Source organism: Plesiomonas sp. ZOR0011, from assembly GCF_000800945.1.
GTDB lineage: Bacteria > Pseudomonadota > Gammaproteobacteria > Enterobacterales > CAMTGL01 > Plesiomonas > Plesiomonas shigelloides.
On the sequence record NZ_JRKB01000012.1, the window covers coordinates 124,866 to 142,456 of the forward strand.

Consider the following 17,591-nt stretch of genomic DNA (forward strand, 5'->3'; position numbering starts at 1 on the left):
CTCAAGATACGTTTTCACGAATGGAGCCTGACAGATGGCAACAAAATCAAAGCGTTTTCGCATTGGGGTTGAAGGGGCGACGACCGACGGTCGCAAAATCCTGCGCGAATGGCTTACCCAGATGGCCGAAAATTATGACCCCGAGGTTTATGGCGCGCGGGTTAACGTCGAGCACATCAAATCCTACTCTCCGGACGGCTCCTTCGGTCGCTATGGCGATGTCACTGGACTGTTTGCCGAAGAGATCCAAGACGGCGCACTGGCTGGCCGCATGGCGCTGTATGCCGAAATCGCACCGACGCCGGAGCTGGTCGAACTCAGCAAGAAAGGGCAGAAGGTTTACACCTCTATGGAGGTTGATCCGGAGTTCGCTGATTTGGGGTCTGCGTACCTCGTTGGCCTTGCGGTGACCGATGACCCTGCCAGTTTGGGGACGCAACGCCTGAGCTTTAGTGCGACAGGGGAAAGTACGCTGGCAAATCGCAAACTCAGTCCGCACAACCTGTTCACGGTGGCCGAAGAAACGGTGATCGAGTTTGAGGACGTGCCCGACCATAAAAACACGCTGTTTACCCGCATTCGCGCGTTGTTCGATAAAAAACAGACCTCAGATGATGCCCGTTTCAGCGATGTGCATCAGGCCGTTGAGCTGTGTGCGTCCGAAGTTCAGCAGACGGCAAAGCAGGTTACTGAGCTGTCCGCCAGTCTTGCCAAAGTGGATGAACTGGAAAGCAAGTTGGAAACCTGCAGCCAACAGCTTGATGAGTTGACCACGCGTCTGAATACCGAAGACAGCAGCTCACAGCGCCGACCATTCTCTACCGGTGGCAGCCATTCACCGTCAGAACAAACTAACTGCTAACGGAGCAGCACCTACATGAAAAAGAATACCAAATTTGCCTTTAACGCCTTCCTGCAGCGGTTAGCCGAACTGAACGACGTTGATGTCGGTGACCTGACCTCAAAGTTTACGGTTGCGCCGTCGGTGAACCAGACGCTGGAAGATGCGATCCAACAATCCTCGGCATTCCTGTCACTGATTAACGTTGTTCCTGTGTCTGAGCAGTCCGGCCAGTTGCTGGGGCTGGGCGTCGGCACCAGTATCGCGGGGACAACCAACACCGACGACAAAGAGCGTGAGCCGACCGACCCTACCGCATTTAGTGATGTGGAATACAAGTGCGAACAGACCAACTTCGATACGGCGCTGCCGTACGCCAAGCTGGATTTGTGGGCCAAGTTTAAAGACTTCCAGCTGCGGATCCGTAACGCCATTATCAAGCGCCAAGCCTTGGACCGCATCATGATTGGTTTCAACGGGACATCCCGCGCGAAAACCTCTGACCGTGCGAAAAACCCCATGCTGCAAGATGTGAATATCGGTTGGCTGCAGAAGGTGCGTAACGATGCGCCAACGCATGTGATGGATGGCATCACCGCCGATGATGGCTCGGTGACCAAGGTTATCAAAGTGGGCAAGGGGGGCGATTACGCCAATCTGGACGCACTGGTTATGGATGCCGTGAATGAAATCATTGACCCCGTGTTTCAGGACGACGACGGTCTGGTGGTGATTTGTGGCCGTGCACTGCTTGCTGACAAGTATTTCCCCCTGGTCAACAAAGAGCAGGACAACAGCGAAGCCATGGCCGCTGAGATGATTATCAGCCAGAAACGCATGGGCGGTTTGCAAGCGGTACGCGCACCATACTTCCCAGCCAATGCGCTGATGATCACCCGTCTGGATAACCTGTCGATTTATTGGCAAGAAGACACGCGCCGCCGCTCCGTTCTGGACAATCCAAAACGTGATCGCATTGAAAACCTAGAGTCCGTGAATGAAGCCTACGTGGTGGAAGATTACCGCTGTGTGGCGTTAGTCGAAAACATCAAAGTCGGCTCATTCGTTGCGGCGGCATCACAACCGGCTGCTGCGGAGGCGTGATCATGCCAAGTCCTGCACGACGCCATTTAATGCGTGTTCAGGCTGAGGAGTCCGCCCAAATGGGCGGCTCTACCTTACGAAACCTATCGGCGTACAACCAGATGTTGCTCAAGCTGGAAGAAGACCAGCGTCGGCTCAAGCGTGTGCAGTCCACGGTGCGTAAGGCCGAACTGAAACGCGAACTCTTACCGTATTACCAGCCGTGGGTGGCTGGGGCATTGGCGACGGGGAAAGGGGCACAAGATGATGTGCTGATGAACATCATGATTTGGCGTGTGGATGCCGGTGATTTTTCGGGGGCGTTGGATATTGCCGAGTATGCATTAAAGCATGGTCTGGTGATGCCAAAGCGCTACAACCGCCAGACGGCCTGCGCCGTAGCCGAAGAAATTGCCGATGCCACCATTCATGCCTATGCGTCCAAACAGCCGGTCGATGTTGACCTTATCCAGCGCACATTGGCGCTGACCGACTCCCACGATATGCCAGATCAAGTACGGGCCAAACTCCATAAAATTTTGGCGTATGGCCTGCGCGATAACAATCAACCGGTGTTGGCGTATGCCCATATCAGTCAGGCGTTCCAGTTCGATAAGAACTGTGGCGTGAAAAAAGATATGGAGCAACTGGAGCGAATTGCCCGTAACGCCAACAACGGATAACAGAACGTGCCCACGCGCGAGGCGGCACGGGATGGCGACAGGCAGATGCCGCATCAAAATCCCGTCCACCGCCTACCAATTCAGAGGAATGCAGGATGGAGTTTGTTGCGCCTGAGCAGCCTGATGGCAAAGCGGAAACTATCAAAAATACCCCGTTTTGGCCGGATGTTGATCTGGAACATTACCGCTTGGCGATGCGTACCGATGGCTCGGTGACGAATGAGCGCCTCAAAGAAGTGGCGTTATCCGCAATGAGTGAAACCAACGCCGAACTGGCGTTGTACAAGGAGCAACAGCAGCGCTTGGGCTTTGCAAACTTGGCTGATGTCCCTGCCGCCACCATCGGTGGATTTAGTGAATTGACCTATTGGTATCGGCGCGCCGTGTATAGCCGCATCAAAGCCAATCTGACTGAGCGTTACCAAGACATCGACACTACCAAGTCAGGGGGGAAACGCGCCGAAGATATGGCGACCGTGATTGATGAGCTGTGGCGTGATGCGCAATGGGCTATCCAGCGTTTGCAGGGGCGAGCACACATGACGGTGGAGCTGATTTAGTGCGAGTGAGAGCCATGCAACATGACACCGTGGATGCCCTGTGTTGGCGCTATTACGGGCGCACTCGGGGCATGACTGAAATTGTGTTGGCGGCGAATCCCGCATTGGCAGATGTCGGCCCGTTCCTGCCGCACGGTATGGAGGTCGAGCTGCCTGATGTGGTGTCTACGCCGACCACGCAAACTGTGCAGCTATGGGATTAACGGATGGAAAAAATCACCACGGCCATGTCCTACGGGCTGGCCCTTTTTTTGGCATGGCTGGGTGGGCTGACCGTGCAGGACGTAGCCTTTTTGACCGGTACGGTGTTGGGCGTCGGGACGTTCTTTGTCAATTGGTACTACCGGCGCAAGACCTATCAGATTTTCAAAGACAAGTCTGATGCATTGAGTAAGGGGATTTATGAACAGCTCAACCGTTAAACGTTGTCTGGTCGGGGCGATTCTGGCACTGGTTGCCATGGTGCCCGGCTATCACCAACTCAAGGTATCTGACGAGGGGTTAAAACTGATCGCCGACTTTGAGGGCTGCCGCCTAACACCATACCGCTGTAGTGCAGGGGTGTGGACGAACGGGATCGGCCATACCGAAGGGGTGACCTCAAAGAGTGCCGTTACTGAACGGCAGGTAGCTGAAAATTTGGTGGCCGATGTCGCACGAACGGAAAAGGCCTTAGCGCGCTGCATGCCTGTGACCATGCCGCAGCCGGTTTATGACGCAGTGGTGAGCTGGGGATTTAATGTCGGCTCCTCTGCGGCTTGTCGTTCTACACTGGCCCACTTTATCAATCAGCGTAATTGGTCACAGGCATGTCAGCAGTTATCCCGTTGGGTCTATGTGGGCGGGGTTAAAAATGCTGGATTGGTCAGCCGCCGCCAGCGTGAGCTTGCCCACTGTCTGCGAGGGGTTAATTGAATGCGGGTATTCGTGGGGATCATGGTGGTGGCGTTGCTGTTGGGTGCGCTGCTCCAGTCTTGGCGCTTGGATAAAGCCCAGCAAACGGTCACAGATTTACGCAGCGACATCGCAGCACTGAATCAGGCCGTGGAAGAGAAAAAACAGCAGATCATCACCTTGAATGAAACGGCCAAAGAGAATGACCGATACCAAGCTACGTTGCAGCAACAAATTGAGGCGTTAACTGCAGGCGTTGCGGCTAAAAATCACCGGATTAAGGAGCTGATTAATGAAAATGCAGAGCTTAAACGCTGGGCTGATACTCCTTTGCCTGCTGGGATTATCCGGCTGCAACAGCGTCCAGCCATCACCGGCGCTGCAGGTTATCATGCGTACCTGTCCCAGCATCACCCGTTGTCAGCTGCCAGCGGCAGCGCCGACAACAAACGGTGAACTGCGTGACGATGGTGATACTGCGGTAGCAGCATGGGCGGCGTGTGCCGCCAAAGTGGATATGATTGTTGATTGTCAGGAGCGCCAGCGTGAAAAAGCCGGAATCATTACGGACATTTCTTTGTGAAAAAGTCCCAGCGTTGGAAAAGAACCCCGAGAACCTGAGCCTGTTTATTGATAATGGCAGCATTGTTTCTACGTTGGCCACGTCTTTTTCCTTTGAGTATCGCTATACGCTCAACGTGATCGTGATGAACTTTTCGGGTAACCAAAACTTACTCATGGCACCGATAGTGGCGTGGCTACGAGAGAACCAGCCCGATGTGCTGAACAATCCGGAGATGCGCGAACGGGCGCTGACGTTTGAGGCCGACATTCTCAACAATACGTCCTGCGATATCAGCATTGATTTGATGCTGACTGAGCGCGTGATAGTCAGCGAGCAAAACGGAAAACTGGTGGTTGAGGCCGTCGGCGAACCATCCCCAGCCGATCCAGATGAATTGGGGTGGAGCCGTGCGTGACTTTATCCAGCTTGAAGCGTGGATGGCAGGGTTACTGGAGCAGGTTAGTCCCGCCCAGCGGCGCAAGCTGACGGCCAAATGGGCGCGTGACTTGCGTCAATCACAGCAGCAACGGATCCAAAAACAGCAAAATCCTGATGGCTCGGCCTATGAGGCCCGAAAACCGCAAAAGCGGATGAAGAAGGGGCGCATCAGCCGCAAGATGTTTCGCAAAATCCGCACCGCGCGGTATCTCAAAGCCAAAGCCACGCCGGATGTGGCCGAGGTCAGTTTCAGTAATAGCCGCGTCAATGACATCGCTAGAGTTCACCAATACGGTTTGCGTGAGCGGCTTGGTAAACGGGGTAGCATCAAGTATCCGCAACGTCAGCTGCTCGGCGTGACCGAAGCCGATGTGGCTCGGGTCGGTGATGAACTGATTAACCATCTGAGCCAGTAATTCCCCATCGCCATTGTGCGGTAAACCATACAACGCCCACCTAATGCGCGTGCTATCGACCTGATGGCACGCTACCCCTCATGAACACTCAATTAACTGAACTGCTGCGGCTACTGCGCAACATGATACGCACCGGCGTCATTACCGATGTTGATGCGGACAAATGGTTGTGTCGGGTTGCCAGTGGCGAATTGAAAACCGATTGGATCCCGTGGCTGACCATGCGTGCGGGAGCATCACGTACGTGGTGGAAACCTTCTGCCGGTGAGCAAGTTTTGCTGTTGGCTATCGGCGGCGAGCTGACCACGGCTTTTGCCCTACCGGCCATTTATTCCGATGAAAACCCGCCACCGTCCAACTCACAAGACGGTTGGGTCGTGACGTTTCCTGATGGTGCCCGTTTTGAATATGAACCGGAATCGGGGCACTTGTCGGTATCCGGCATCAAGAGCCTAAGCATGGCTGCGGCAGAAAGCATGGAGCTTGTCACCAAGCAGCTAACCATTGATGCCGAGCACACGCAGATTAACGGCGAAGTCAGTCAGAGCGGTGGGGCGATGTCATCCAATGGCGTTGTTGTGCATAAGCACGTCCATATCGAAGTGCAGGCGGGGAAAGACAATTCGGGAGGGCCAAAGTGAAGTATCTGGGCATGAACCGGCGTACCGGTCAGCGAATTACCGAACTGGAGCATATCCGCCAATCCATGGCGGATATCTTGGGAACGCCCGTTGGCACCCGTATTGCGCGTCGTGAGTATGGTTCGATTGTGCCGGAGTTAATCGACCAGCCGCAAAATGCGGCACTCCGCTTGCAGCTGATGGCTGCCAGTTACAGTGCCATCACGCGCTGGGAGCCGCGCGTTCAACTGCAAAGTATCCAGATGAAAACGGACATGAACGGAGCCATGGCCGCCGAGCTGACCGGCGTGCTGACGGACGGCACGTTTGCCAGTTTATCCGTACCACTCAAGGGGCATGCGTAATGGCATCAGTCGATTTGTCACAGCTTCCAATGCCCAATGTCGTTGAAGAGCTGGATTTTGAAGTGTTGCTGGCCGAGCGCAAAGAACGCCTGATTTCCCTGTGCCGTCCAGACGACAAAGACGCTATGCGCAGAACGTTGCAAATGGAGTCAGAGCCGATCGTTAAGCTCCTGCAGGAGAACGCCTACCGCGAGCTGTTGCTACGTAAGCGCATCAATGAAGCGGCACAAGCCGTGATGGTGGCGTATGCACGCAGTAGTGATTTAGAACAGTTGGCCGCGAATAACAATGTTCGCCGCTTGGTGGTGACGCCGGAGGATACCAGCACCGTGCCGCCTATCCCTGCGGTTATGGAAGATGATGCCGATTTGCGTGTACGCATACCGGCAGCGTTTGAGGGGTTATCGGTGGCGGGGCCAACGGCGGCCTATGAGTTTCATGCGTTGAGTGCTGACGGGCAAGTGGCTGATGCCAGTGCCATTAGTCCTGCGCCAGCCCAAGTGACGGTCACGGTGTTATCGCGTACCGGTAATGGGCAAGCCGATGAAGCCTTACTGACGAAAGTACGCGATGCCTTGAATGATGAAAATGTGCGGCCGGTTAGTGATCGGCTTACCGTGCAGTCGGCCAGCATCGTGTCATATCGCACTATTGCCCAGCTCTACGTCTATCCGGGGCCGGAGGCCGAACCTATTTTGGCCGCCGCTAAGGCCCGTTTACAAACCTACATCAGCGCCCAGCGTCGGCTTGGGCGAGATATTCGGCTATCTGCCATTTACGCTGCGCTCCATGTGGAGGGAGTGCAGCGGGTGGTGATCAGCGAACCGGCGCAAGACATCGTACTGAACAGAACTCAGGCCGCGCACTGTACGGAATGGGCCGTGACGGTTGGGGGTACGGATGAGTGAACCAACCCTATTACCTACCGGCTCAACGGAGCTTGAACGCAATCTGGCTAAGACCTGTCAGGGCATCAGTGACCTTAACGTGCCGCTGCGTGACCTCTGGGATCCGGATACCTGTCCGGTGAAGTTTCTGCCGTATCTGGCATGGGCACGCTCTGTTGACCGCTGGGACGAGAGCTGGCCGGAGTCGGTCAAGCGGCAAGTGGTGAAAGACGCATTCTATATCCACAAACACAAAGGCACGCTTGGTGCTATCCGGCGTGTGGTCGAGCCGTTTGGTTATCTCATTCGCATTATTGAATGGTGGCAAACGAACGAACCGCCAGGGACGTTTCGGCTGGATATCGGCGTGCAAGACAGCGGGATCACGGAAGATACCTACCACGAATTGGAGCGATTGATTGAGGATGCCAAGCCGTGCAGCCGTCACTTGGCTGGCATGTCAATTCAACTGCAAGTGCAGGGATATGCCCATGTCGGGGCGGCCTGTTATCTGGGGGATACCCTGACCATTTACCCATATTTACCTGAGCACATCAGCGTAGGCGGTGAAACTTATACCGGCAGCGCAGTGCATGTAATTGACTCGCTGGAGATTTGTTATGGCGGCTAAGTATTTTGCCATATTGACCAATTTGGGCGCGGCCAAGCTGGCGAACGCGACCGCATTGGGTACTCAACTGGAAATTACGCACATGGCTGTGGGGGATGGTGGCGGAGGCTTACCGATTCCTAATCCTGCGCAAACGGCACTGATTGGTGAGCGTCGGCGTGCGGCCATTAACCTGTTGACGATTGACCCGCTCAACAACAGTCAGATTATTTCTGAGCAGGTGATCCCCGAAGACGTGGGCGGTTGGTGGATCCGTGAAGTGGGCTTGTTTGATAAAGACGGCTCATTAGTTGCCATTGCCAACTGCCCAGAAACGTACAAGCCGCAGCTGCAAGAGGGCAGTGGTAGAACGCAAACTATCCGTGTGATTTTGATTGTCAGCAGTACGCAGTCGGTATCCTTGAAAATCGACCCGTCCGTTGTTCTGGCAACGCGTCAGTATGTGGATGATAAGGTTATTGAGGTGCGTGAGTATGCGGACAAACTCATGGAGTTACATGCCGAAGCTGATGACCCGCACAAGCAATATGCGAAAGTCTCGAATGCTCCTGAGACGTTGAATGATTTGGGTAAAGTGGCTGCAGCTATTAATAACGACCCGAAATTTTCAGAGAGTATAGGCAAGAGCCTCAACGAGTGTAAGCTCGGTAGATTACTAAACGTTAGGTTGTTCTCCACATCTGGCGTTTATCGCCCAACTTCGGGGACTAAAACAATCGTTGTTGAACTCATCGGCGGCGGTGGCGGTGGCGGTGGCGCATCAACAACGCCCCCCGGCCAAGTCAGCATTGGCGGTGGTGGTGCTGCCGCATGTTACATAAAGTTTAAGGTCAACAATATTACAGATGAGCTGTCCGTTAACGTGACCATTGGTTCTGGTGGTGCTCCTGGTGGTGGAAGCATCAATCAACGGGGAGGCAATGGCGGCAACTCATTATTTGGTGAGTATGCTATTGCTCCCGGTGGAGCTGGAGGGATGTGTATAACGGGTACTCCGCCAATGTTCGCCCAAAATGCTGTCAATAATGAGTTGATCCCTACGTTATCACCGTTAGCGTTAGCGATACATGCTGCTGTAGGTGGTCCGGGGTTCGGAGGATTCATTATTTCATCTACAGGCCAAGCGCTTAGCGGTAATGGTGGTTATAGCTATTTCGGTCATGGCGGTAACAATATAGGCACAAATAGTCCTGGAATGGATGCTAAATCATATGGTGCGGGCGGTTCAGGTTCATGTAACAACGGATTGAATGCTAATTTGCCTACTCTTGGTGGCCGTGGAGCAGGCGGTTTTTGCGTGGTATGGGAGTACTCATAATGCGATATGCATTAATAAATGCAGACGGTATGGTAGAGAATGTCATCGAATGGTCAGGCGATGGAGAATGGTCACCGCCTGATGGTTTAGTCGCAGTAACAACTGACATTGCTGATATAGGTTGGATTTTTAGTGAGGGTGAGTTTCAGCCGCCGAGTATTGTTATTCATCCAGATGAGTTAATTGCACAGGCTGAAACAGAAAAGTCGGCTCGTATAGAAAATGCAAAGCAGCACATCAGCCTTTGGCAAACCCAGCTCCAACTTGGCATGATTTCCGATACCGATAAAGCATCACTTATTGCGTGGATGAACTACATCACTGCACTGCAGGCTGTGGACACATCAACCGCACCGGAGATCGACTGGCCGACCCCGCCAGACGCCTAATTTGTGCGGGGCCATTGTGTCATCAGCGACACAACGGTAACGAAGTGCAGCATTTTCTCTATCCTTTCACCATAGCGGAACACCTTAACCGGAGATCCGCTTTATGGCGCAAGATTATCACCACGGTGTCCGTGTCCAAGAAATCAACGAGGGCACGCGCACCATCCGAACTGTCAGTACCGCCATCATTGGGATGGTGTGTACTGGCGATGATGCGGATAGCACCGCATTCCCCCTGAATAAACCCGTTCTAATTACCGACGTTGTAACCGCGCAAGGCAAAGCCGGTAAGACAGGCACGCTGGCGAGCGCGTTAGATGCTATTGCTGACCAGAGTTCGCCGGTTGCCGTGGTGGTGCGTGTTCAGCAGGGCGAAACCGAAGACGAAACTACATCCAATATTATCGGCGGCGTGACTGACGAAGGTAAGAAAACCGGCATGAAAGCCTTGCTGGCTGCGCAAGCTCAGTTGGGCGTAAAACCGCGCATTCTGGGTGTGCCGGGGCACGATGTGAAAGCAGTGACGACCGAGCTGACTGCAATTGCCCAATCGCTGCGCGGGTTTGTCTATGCCAGTGCATACGGCTGCAAAACCGTTGAAGAAGTGATCGCCTACCGTAAGAACTTTAGCCAACGTGAGCTGATGCTGATTTGGCCGGATTTTGTCTCGTGGGATACCACCACGAATGCAGATACCACCGCCTTTGCCACTGCGCGTGCGTTAGGCTTACGCGCCAAGATTGACCAAGAGATTGGCTGGCATAAGTCCCTGTCTAACGTTGGCGTCAACGGGGTAACGGGTCTGTCTGCTGATGTGTTCTGGGATTTACAAAACCCTGCGACTGATGCCGGTCTACTCAACGAAAACGATGTGACCACGCTGATCCGCCAGAACGGTTTCCGCTTCTGGGGTTCCCGCAGCTGCTCGGATGACCCGCTGTTTGCTTTTGAGTGTTACACCCGTACCGCCCAAGTGCTGGCTGACACTATGGCCGAAGCCCATATGTGGGCCATTGATAAGCCGCTGACCCCATCTTTAGTCCGCGACATCGTGGAAGGCATCAACGCAAAACTGCGTGAGATGGTATCGCAAGGGTATTTGCTGGGTGGTCGCTGCTGGGTAGATCCCGCCATTAATACCAAAGAGTCACTCAAGGCAGGCAAGTTGTTACTGGATTACGACTATACCCCTGTCCCACCGCTGGAAAACCTGATGTTACGCCAGCGTATTACGGATAAATACCTGATGGATTTTGCATCCAAGGTTAAAGGTTAAGGGGGCTACAGATGGCATTACCTCGCAAACTCAAATACCTCAACATGTTCAATGACGGTGAAAACTGGATGGGCATTGTTGAGTCCTTCACCTTGCCAAAGCTGACCCGCAAGTTTGAAAAATATCGCGGCGGCGGTATGTCAGGCGCGGCAGACATTGATTTGGGTCTGGATGATGACGCACTGGCCTGTGAGTTCACGCTCGGCGGTACGGAAATTCTGGTGTTCAGACAGTGGGGCGCGGCCAAGGCCGACGCGGTTCAGCTGCGCTTTACCGGCTCAATTCAACGTGATGATACCGCCGAAGTGATGGCCGTTGAGGTAGTTGTTCGTGGTCGTCACAAAGAGATCGACGGTGGTGACAACAAGCAGGGTGATAGCTCAACCACCAAAATCAGTTTTTCCCCGACCTACTACAAGCTGACCATCAATGGTGAAGAGCTGATTGAAATCGACACTATCAACATGATTGAGCGCGCGAATGGCGTCGATTTGTTGGAAGCACACCGCACCGCTATCGGCCTCTAATCTGACTGTCTCACAGTGCGCGGCACGGGCCGCGCCATATCAATTTCAATAGGAACACGTATGACTACACCAACCCAAGAAACCCCAATCACCATGGATATTGCCAGCGGTGAAGTAACCCAAAAGACCGTCGAGCTGGATACCCCGATTCAGCGTGGTAACCAAACCATCACGCACGTTGTGGTGCGTAAGCCTCAGTCCGGTGCGTTGCGAGGCTGTCGCTTACAAGCCTTGATGGAAATGGACGTGGACTACATGACACTGGTGCTGCCACGGGTCACGACGCCATCCCTGACCCGTGCCGAAGTCATGACAATGGATCCGGCTGACCTCATTTCGTTGAGTACGGAGGTGGTGCTTTTTTTGCTGCCGAATCGGGTGAAGTCCGATATCCAGACAGCTTAATGGTAGAAGACCTGATGGCAGATATTGCCACGGTCTTTCACTGGTCACCTGCCGTCACTGACGACATGTCATTGCCTGAATTACTGGAGTGGCGGCATCGGGCGATTTTGCGCAGTGGTGCTAATGATGAGTGATAGAAATTTGCGTTTGCAGGTAGTGCTCTCTGCCGTCGAAAAGCTAACCCGCCCATTCAAACAAGCTCAGGCCAGCACCCGTGCGCTGGCCGCTGATGTAAAAAACTCCCGCGATGAACTCAAACGGCTAGAGCAGGCCGGTCAAAAACTCACATCATTTAACGCCCTTTCTCGGGCGGTCAAGCAGACCGGCAGCGAGCTGGAGCAAGCCCGACTGAAAGCGCAGATGATGACCCGCGAGTTATCTCAACTCGACAGCACCACCAAGAAGCAGACCAAGGCACTGGAAGACCAGTGGCGAGCGGTCAGCAAGTTGGAGGCAAAGCAGCGGGATGGTGTACTGCAGATGGGGAAAACCCGCGCAGAGCTATACCGCATGGGAATATCGGCCAAAGATGGTGAACAAGCCACGGCGCGGATAGCGTCTGAAACCGAGCGGTATAACGCCAAGCTCAAAGAGCAAGAGCGCATGTTAAAGCGCGTGGGCGAACGGCAGCGAAAAATGGCCGAGGCCAAGGCGCAATACAGCAAAACACTAGAAGTGCGTGATCGGATTGCCGGTGCTGGCGCGTCCTCTATGGGGGCGGGGATCGCGATGGGGATGCCGGTATTCAATGCCGTGAAAAGCTACAGCGCAATGGAAGATGCCATGAAAGGCGTCGCCAAGCAGGTCAATGGTTTGCTGGATGATAACGGCGGTCGAACAGCCAAATATCAGGAGATGCAAAAGGAGATCCAGCGCCTGAGTGAAACATTGCCGATGGCAAACGGTGCCATGGATATAGCGGCCTTAGTTGAAGGTGGTGCCCGAATGGGCGTCGCCAATGACAAAGACCCGTGGGACAAACAGAAAAAAGACCTACTGAGCTTTGCCGCGGTATCGGCCAAAGCGTCCAAGGCGTTTGAAATGCCCGCAGACCAACTGGCCGAAGACCTTGGGAAAATCGCGTTTCTCTACAAAATCCCGATGAGGAACATCGAAGACTTGGGCGACACCCTCAACTATCTGGATGACAACGCCCAATCCAAAGGCGCAGACATCATCAATGTGATGCAACGGATGGGGGATATTGCCGACAAGATGGACTACAAGCAGGCGGCTGCATTGGGGTCTACGTTCTTGTCTCTCGGGGCGGCTCCCGAAGTGGCAGCATCGGCAAGTAAGGCCATGGTGCGTGAGCTGGGTATCGCATCAATGCAGAGCCAGCGATTCAGTGACGGGATGAAAAGCCTTGGCCTGAATGCGACTCAACTAGAAAAAGGCATTGCCAATAATGCGGTGGCGACCATCAAGGATGTGCTGGGCCGGATTAAAGGGTTGTCGAAAGAGAAGCAGCTTAGCGTGATGACGCAGCTGTTTGGTAAAGAGTTCGGCGATGATGCACAGAAGCTAGGGCTAAACATTGATGAATTTATTCGTCAGCTGGACTTAACCCAAAAGGCCGGCGCGAAAGGCTCCATGCAACGTGAGTCTGATATCGATAAGAACTCGTTATCGTCGCAATATCTGCTGCTGAAAACAGGGGTCAATAACACCTTCTCTTCTCTGGGTCAGTCTCTGCGGGATCCGTTGATGGAGATCATCACTCTGGCGAAGCAGGCTACCGGTGCATTTCGACGTTTTGTCGAAGAAAACCCGCGTTTGGCTGGGGTGCTGATGAAAACAGCGGCGGGCCTTTCTGTGTTGTTGATTGTCATGGGGTCAATCGCGGTGGCAGTTGCAGCCATTATTGGCCCGATGGCTGTGATGCGTCTGGGCTTTGCAATGGTTGGCGTAAAACTGCCCAGCATCATCGGCATGCTGGGCGGCTTGGCTAAAGGCGTGCGTTTTGTTGGCTCGGCGATGTTGTGGCTGGGGCGTGCCATGTTAACTAACCCGATATTGGCCGTGTTGGCGGCGATTGCTATCGCTGCAATTTACATCTGGCAGAACTGGGACACCTTGGGGCCAAAGATAAAGGCGCTCTGGGCCAGCATTACCCAGTGGACGCAGCAAACATGGGACGCGATCACCCGATTTATCTCAACCAAATGGGATGAGATTGTGGCGGGGGCGAAGGCATTACCCGCGCAGTTTGTCGAAGCAGGGCGAGGCATGATTGATAGCTTGCTTGCTGGCATCAATGAGAAGTGGGAAACCCTGAAAGCGAAACTGACCTCTCTATCCAGCTATTTACCTGATTGGATGAAATCGGATAACGCATCAGTGCCAGCCGCTGCTGCGCAAGTGATGCCCAAAGTGACGCAGCAAAAATCAGGGTGGGGCTTTGCAGGGCTGTTCGACGCCGGTGGATATATCCCGTCGGGTCAGTTTGGCATTGTCGGTGAACGTGGGCCGGAGTTGGTTAATGGGCCAGCCAGAGTGACCGGTCGCAAACAAACGGCAGTCATGGCGGCAGTAGCCGCGCTGGGAATGAGTGCGGCAGTGCCTGCAGCGGCTGCGCCATTGCATCCCATGAGCTTACCGGCGGCGGAATACCGAACATCATCAACGGTGTCTGTGAAACAGAATGCGGCGCCGGTAGTCAGTGCGGGTAAAACAGAAATTCATATTCACGCGGCAGCCAATCAGTCACCGCAAGACATTGCACGCATCGTCATGCAGGCGATGGATGAACGTGACCGCAAGCTGCAAGCCCGTGCGCGTAGCCAGTTTAGTGATCGGGAGATGTTCTAATGATGTTGTCTCTGGGGCTATTCGTTTTCATGTTGAAAACGGTGCCGTACCAAGAACTGCAACAACAAAAAGCATGGCGTCATGCGACGAATAGCCGCATTGGTCGCCGTCAGTCCTCGCAGTTCTTGGGGCCGGACACTGACGCGATAACGCTGACCGGTACTCTTTTCCCCTCATTAACCGGTGGCCGTTTCTCTATGCTGACGCTGGAACAAATGGCGGATACCGGCAAAGCGTGGTCGTTGCTCGACGGCGCAGGGACGATTTACGGCATGTACGTGATCGAGAGTATCAACCAGACAAAGAAAGTCTTTTTTAGTGATGGCTCGGCACGTCAGATTGATTTCACCATTTCGTTAAAGCGAGTGGATGAATCGCTGACAGATATGTTTGGTGACTTGGCCGACCAGCTGGGCCAAATGAAAGATAACGTGAGCAGTGCGATAGGCGGGATGTTGTCATGACTCTGGATTGGCTTGAGGGGCAGGAGAACACCCCAGCATTTAGTCTGACCATGGAGGGTCAGGACATTACCACCAAAATTGAAAAACGGTTGAAGTCACTGACCCTGACAGACAATCGCGGTTTTGAGGCTGACCAGTTGGATATTGAACTGGATGACGCTGATGGTGCACTGAAATTACCGCGCCGAGGCGTTGGCCTCACGCTGGCGTTAGGCTGGAAAGGGCAAGCGTTGACCCCAAAGGGACGTTTTACGGTTGATGAGATAGAGCACTCTGGTGCGCCGGACGTGTTAAGAATTACGGCAAGAAGTGCCGATTTTCGTGACACGCTGAATATCCAGCGGGATGCGTCATACCACGACGTTACGCTGGGCGACATTGTGACCACCATTGCCAAGCGCAATAAGCTGGAAGTCGCACTGGATAGTGAAATGGCAAAGACTCACATCAATCATGTGGATCAAACCAATGAGTCAGACGGCAGCTTTTTAACACGACTAGCAAAACAGGAAGGGGCGATAGCCTCAGTCAAAGGTGGAAAGCTGTTATTTATCCGCCAAGGGCAAGGGAGAACCGCCAGCGGTAAGCCTATTCCTGCTGTAACCATTACACGCGCCAAAGGTGATGGGCATCGGTTTGGATTGGCCGACAGAGGCGCATATACCGGTGTAACGGCGAATTGGCTCAATACGCGCGAGCCAAAAAAGAAAGAGCAAGTTGCCGTTAAGCGTAAGCGCCGAACCTCAAAGCCGAAAGAGCCGGAAGCCAAGCAAGGTGAATACCTGATGGGAACGGAAGGCAACGTGTTGGTGTTGGGGCATACCTATGCCAACAAAGGTAATGCTGAACGTGCTGCAAAGGCTGCATGGCAAAAGCTGCAGCGGGGGGTTGCCACATTCACAATCGATTTAGCTCGAGGGCGAGCAGACCTGTATCCGGAGATGCCGGTTAAAGTGAACGGGTTTAAAGCTGAAATTGACGCAGCTGATTGGCTGCTGACTACGGTGACCCATTCATTAAACGAGAGCGGCTACACGAATACTTTAGAGCTTGAGGTAAAGATTGATGATTTGAGCATGGAGTAAAACTGTTCCATTTTGGGTTGTTGATGTAGAATGATTTACGTTTAGTGAATGATGTTGGGAGAAAATTATTATGATGAATTGTCCAATATGTGGGTGCCCGGCACATACGCGCAGCAGTTTCGTTGTTACTAATGAAACTAAAGAACGCTACAACCAGTGCACCAATATCAATTGCAGCCATACGTTTGTTTCCCATGAAACAGTGGTCCGCTCAATCACAAAGCCAAATGTGATCAACATGGTGAACCCACATCCACAAGGCCAGCAGACAGTGATGGCTTTGTGATGGCTTTATGAATGCTGGATTTTGTTTTAGCCCGCCAACTGAGCGGGCTTTTTATTGGGCTAGATATGAGACAAATGAGCTATACAGGAAAAACCTGCTGCCATTTTGCTGCCATCAGGTCGATAGAAACAAAAAAGCCACCCGCTGTGGGTGGCTTAAGTGCCTGAATTAACAGATTAAATTTGGTGGCCCCACCCCGGCTTGAACGGGGGACCAAGCGATTATGAGTCGCCTGCTCTGACCACTGAGCTATGGGGCCTGACGGGCGCAATTATAGGAAATCGGGGTGGGCGAGTCTACTCTTCATCGAGTTACTTGCTGTTTTTTAATACAACTTTCTATAAATAGCGTCACATTTTGAGGATCTGATAGAAAAAATCATTGATCCCACATCCCAGACTATCCAAATCGGGGATCATCAGTCAATACGAAAGGTCGGCAATTTCAGGTTCCAGCGGATCGCCGCCAAGCGGATCCCTAAAGTGCTAAATAAACCCAGCAGCATCGCATGTTGTGCGCCGACACCCAGGCTCAGTGCGCCGGTGTGCAGGATCCCGCCGATAATACAGGCGGTAGCGTAGATCTCGGTACGCAAGATCATGGGTACTTCACGGGCTAACACATCACGAATGATCCCGCCGCCTACGCCGGTGATCACGCCCATCACCACTGCGACCATTGGGCTAGCGCCACACAGCAAGGCTTTGTTCACCCCGATCCCTAAGAAGACCGCCAGACCGACTGCATCCAGTACCGGCAGCACCCACCACGGGATCCGACGAGCAGGGCGGATCAGCAGCATACTCAGGGCACAGGTAATAAAAATCACCGTCAGATAGAAGGGATCGCGGATCCAAAATACCGGGCCGGCATCCAGCGCCATATCGCGAATAGTACCGCCGCCAATGGCAGTTACCGCGGCCAGAACGACCACCCCGAACGGATCCATCCGCAAACGGCCGGCAAGGAGTACACCGGAGATGGCAAAAACAGCGGTGCCCAGCATGTCGAAGAAATACAGCATGTGATGGAAAGCCCTCAGAGTCA

At 53.5% G+C, this 17,591-nt stretch carries 26 protein-coding genes and 1 tRNA gene; 25 read left to right on the forward strand and 2 right to left on the reverse strand.

Going from position 1 to position 17,591, the window contains the following annotated elements; genetic code table 11:
• Positions 1–34 precede the first annotated feature (34 nt).
• From L975_RS01425 to L975_RS17460, 25 genes are all read left to right on the forward strand, one after another.
• The gene (locus tag L975_RS01425) at positions 35–862 is read left to right on the forward strand and encodes a GPO family capsid scaffolding protein (protein WP_047706766.1); all 828 of its coding nucleotides are present in this window, start codon (positions 35–37) and stop codon (positions 860–862) included.
• 15 nt (positions 863–877) lie between these two features.
• Positions 878–1,945: a phage major capsid protein, P2 family gene (locus L975_RS01430; protein WP_039045789.1), complete on the forward strand. Its 1,068-nt coding sequence runs from the start codon at positions 878–880 to the stop codon at positions 1,943–1,945.
• A 2-nt stretch (positions 1,946–1,947) separates the two neighbouring features.
• The gene (locus tag L975_RS01435; protein WP_047706768.1) at positions 1,948–2,607 is read left to right on the forward strand and encodes a terminase endonuclease subunit; all 660 of its coding nucleotides are present in this window, start codon (positions 1,948–1,950) and stop codon (positions 2,605–2,607) included.
• 95 nt (positions 2,608–2,702) lie between these two features.
• The gene (locus L975_RS01440) at positions 2,703–3,167 is read left to right on the forward strand and encodes a head completion/stabilization protein (RefSeq protein ID WP_010864479.1); all 465 of its coding nucleotides are present in this window, start codon (positions 2,703–2,705) and stop codon (positions 3,165–3,167) included.
• Positions 3,167–3,370, forward strand: coding sequence for a tail protein X (locus L975_RS01445; RefSeq protein ID WP_036769950.1), 204 nt, complete (start codon positions 3,167–3,169; stop codon positions 3,368–3,370). The genes L975_RS01440 and L975_RS01445 overlap by 1 nt, the downstream gene beginning before the upstream one ends.
• 3 nt (positions 3,371–3,373) lie before the next feature.
• Complete coding sequence (locus L975_RS01450) at positions 3,374–3,589, forward strand: HP1 family phage holin (RefSeq protein WP_010864477.1); 216 nt, start codon at positions 3,374–3,376, stop codon at positions 3,587–3,589.
• Positions 3,570–4,082 carry a lysozyme gene (locus L975_RS01455; protein WP_047706771.1) on the forward strand — a complete coding sequence of 171 codons (513 nt, stop codon included), beginning with the start codon at positions 3,570–3,572 and terminating at the stop codon, positions 4,080–4,082. Before L975_RS01450 ends, L975_RS01455 begins: the two co-directional genes overlap by 20 nt.
• Complete coding sequence (gene lysB, locus L975_RS18535; RefSeq protein WP_047706773.1) at positions 4,083–4,517, forward strand: Rz-like lysis system protein LysB; 435 nt, start codon at positions 4,083–4,085, stop codon at positions 4,515–4,517. It abuts the gene before it with no gap.
• Entirely contained in the window at positions 4,399–4,644 is a 246-nt protein-coding gene (lysC, locus tag L975_RS18395) for an Rz1-like lysis system protein LysC (RefSeq protein ID WP_230400765.1), read from the forward strand. Before lysB ends, lysC begins: the two co-directional genes overlap by 119 nt.
• Positions 4,607–5,041 (forward strand): phage tail protein, encoded by a 435-nt coding sequence (locus L975_RS01465; protein ID WP_052181188.1) that lies wholly within the window; start codon positions 4,607–4,609, stop codon positions 5,039–5,041. The genes lysC and L975_RS01465 overlap by 38 nt, the downstream gene beginning before the upstream one ends.
• Positions 5,016–5,480 carry a phage virion morphogenesis protein gene (locus L975_RS01470; protein ID WP_052181189.1) on the forward strand — a complete coding sequence of 155 codons (465 nt, stop codon included), beginning with the start codon at positions 5,016–5,018 and terminating at the stop codon, positions 5,478–5,480. The genes L975_RS01465 and L975_RS01470 overlap by 26 nt, the downstream gene beginning before the upstream one ends.
• Positions 5,481–5,560: 80 nt before the next feature.
• A complete protein-coding gene (locus tag L975_RS01475; protein WP_047706777.1) occupies positions 5,561–6,121 on the forward strand; it encodes a phage baseplate assembly protein V in 561 nt (186 codons plus the stop codon).
• Between the two features lie 11 nt (positions 6,122–6,132).
• Positions 6,133–6,465: a GPW/gp25 family protein gene (locus L975_RS01480; protein WP_036770538.1), complete on the forward strand. Its 333-nt coding sequence runs from the start codon at positions 6,133–6,135 to the stop codon at positions 6,463–6,465.
• Entirely contained in the window at positions 6,465–7,373 is a 909-nt protein-coding gene (locus L975_RS01485) for a baseplate assembly protein (RefSeq protein ID WP_010864470.1), read from the forward strand. The genes L975_RS01480 and L975_RS01485 overlap by 1 nt, the downstream gene beginning before the upstream one ends.
• Positions 7,366–7,983, forward strand: a complete 618-nt coding sequence (locus L975_RS01490; RefSeq protein WP_047706779.1) for a phage tail protein I — start codon at positions 7,366–7,368, stop codon at positions 7,981–7,983. The genes L975_RS01485 and L975_RS01490 overlap by 8 nt, the downstream gene beginning before the upstream one ends.
• Positions 7,973–9,301 (forward strand): phage tail protein, encoded by a 1,329-nt coding sequence (locus L975_RS17455; RefSeq protein ID WP_072032997.1) that lies wholly within the window; start codon positions 7,973–7,975, stop codon positions 9,299–9,301. Before L975_RS01490 ends, L975_RS17455 begins: the two co-directional genes overlap by 11 nt.
• Entirely contained in the window at positions 9,301–9,690 is a 390-nt protein-coding gene (locus L975_RS01500; protein ID WP_047706781.1) for a tail fiber assembly protein, read from the forward strand. The genes L975_RS17455 and L975_RS01500 overlap by 1 nt, the downstream gene beginning before the upstream one ends.
• Before the next feature lie 103 nt (positions 9,691–9,793).
• Positions 9,794–10,966, forward strand: coding sequence for a phage tail sheath protein (locus L975_RS01505; RefSeq protein WP_047706783.1), 1,173 nt, complete (start codon positions 9,794–9,796; stop codon positions 10,964–10,966).
• Positions 10,967–10,977: 11 nt separating this feature from the next.
• On the forward strand, positions 10,978–11,493 hold the full coding sequence (locus L975_RS01510; protein WP_047706785.1) for a phage major tail tube protein: 516 nt from the start codon (positions 10,978–10,980) through the stop codon (positions 11,491–11,493).
• A 93-nt stretch (positions 11,494–11,586) separates the two neighbouring features.
• Complete coding sequence (locus tag L975_RS01515; RefSeq protein WP_052181197.1) at positions 11,587–11,898, forward strand: phage tail assembly protein; 312 nt, start codon at positions 11,587–11,589, stop codon at positions 11,896–11,898.
• A gap of 14 nt (positions 11,899–11,912) precedes the next feature.
• Positions 11,913–12,032: a GpE family phage tail protein gene (locus L975_RS01520; protein ID WP_010864463.1), complete on the forward strand. Its 120-nt coding sequence runs from the start codon at positions 11,913–11,915 to the stop codon at positions 12,030–12,032.
• Positions 12,025–14,709 (forward strand): phage tail tape measure protein, encoded by a 2,685-nt coding sequence (locus tag L975_RS01525; RefSeq protein ID WP_047706857.1) that lies wholly within the window; start codon positions 12,025–12,027, stop codon positions 14,707–14,709. The genes L975_RS01520 and L975_RS01525 overlap by 8 nt, the downstream gene beginning before the upstream one ends.
• The gene (locus tag L975_RS01530) at positions 14,709–15,173 is read left to right on the forward strand and encodes a phage tail protein (protein WP_047706786.1); all 465 of its coding nucleotides are present in this window, start codon (positions 14,709–14,711) and stop codon (positions 15,171–15,173) included. The genes L975_RS01525 and L975_RS01530 overlap by 1 nt, the downstream gene beginning before the upstream one ends.
• Positions 15,170–16,258: a phage late control D family protein gene (locus L975_RS01535; protein WP_047706788.1), complete on the forward strand. Its 1,089-nt coding sequence runs from the start codon at positions 15,170–15,172 to the stop codon at positions 16,256–16,258. The genes L975_RS01530 and L975_RS01535 overlap by 4 nt, the downstream gene beginning before the upstream one ends.
• A gap of 70 nt (positions 16,259–16,328) precedes the next feature.
• Complete coding sequence (locus L975_RS17460; protein WP_072032998.1) at positions 16,329–16,544, forward strand: ogr/Delta-like zinc finger family protein; 216 nt, start codon at positions 16,329–16,331, stop codon at positions 16,542–16,544.
• Positions 16,545–16,727: 183 nt separating this feature from the next.
• Here L975_RS17460 and L975_RS01540 read toward each other — a convergent pair.
• Together L975_RS01540 and L975_RS01545 are read right to left on the reverse strand one after the other, a co-directional pair.
• Positions 16,728–16,803, reverse strand: a tRNA-Ile gene (locus L975_RS01540).
• A 159-nt stretch (positions 16,804–16,962) separates the two neighbouring features.
• On the reverse strand, positions 16,963–17,568 hold the full coding sequence (locus L975_RS01545; protein ID WP_010864674.1) for a TRIC cation channel family protein: 606 nt from the start codon (positions 17,566–17,568) through the stop codon (positions 16,963–16,965).
• Between the last annotated feature and the right edge of the window lie 23 nt (positions 17,569–17,591).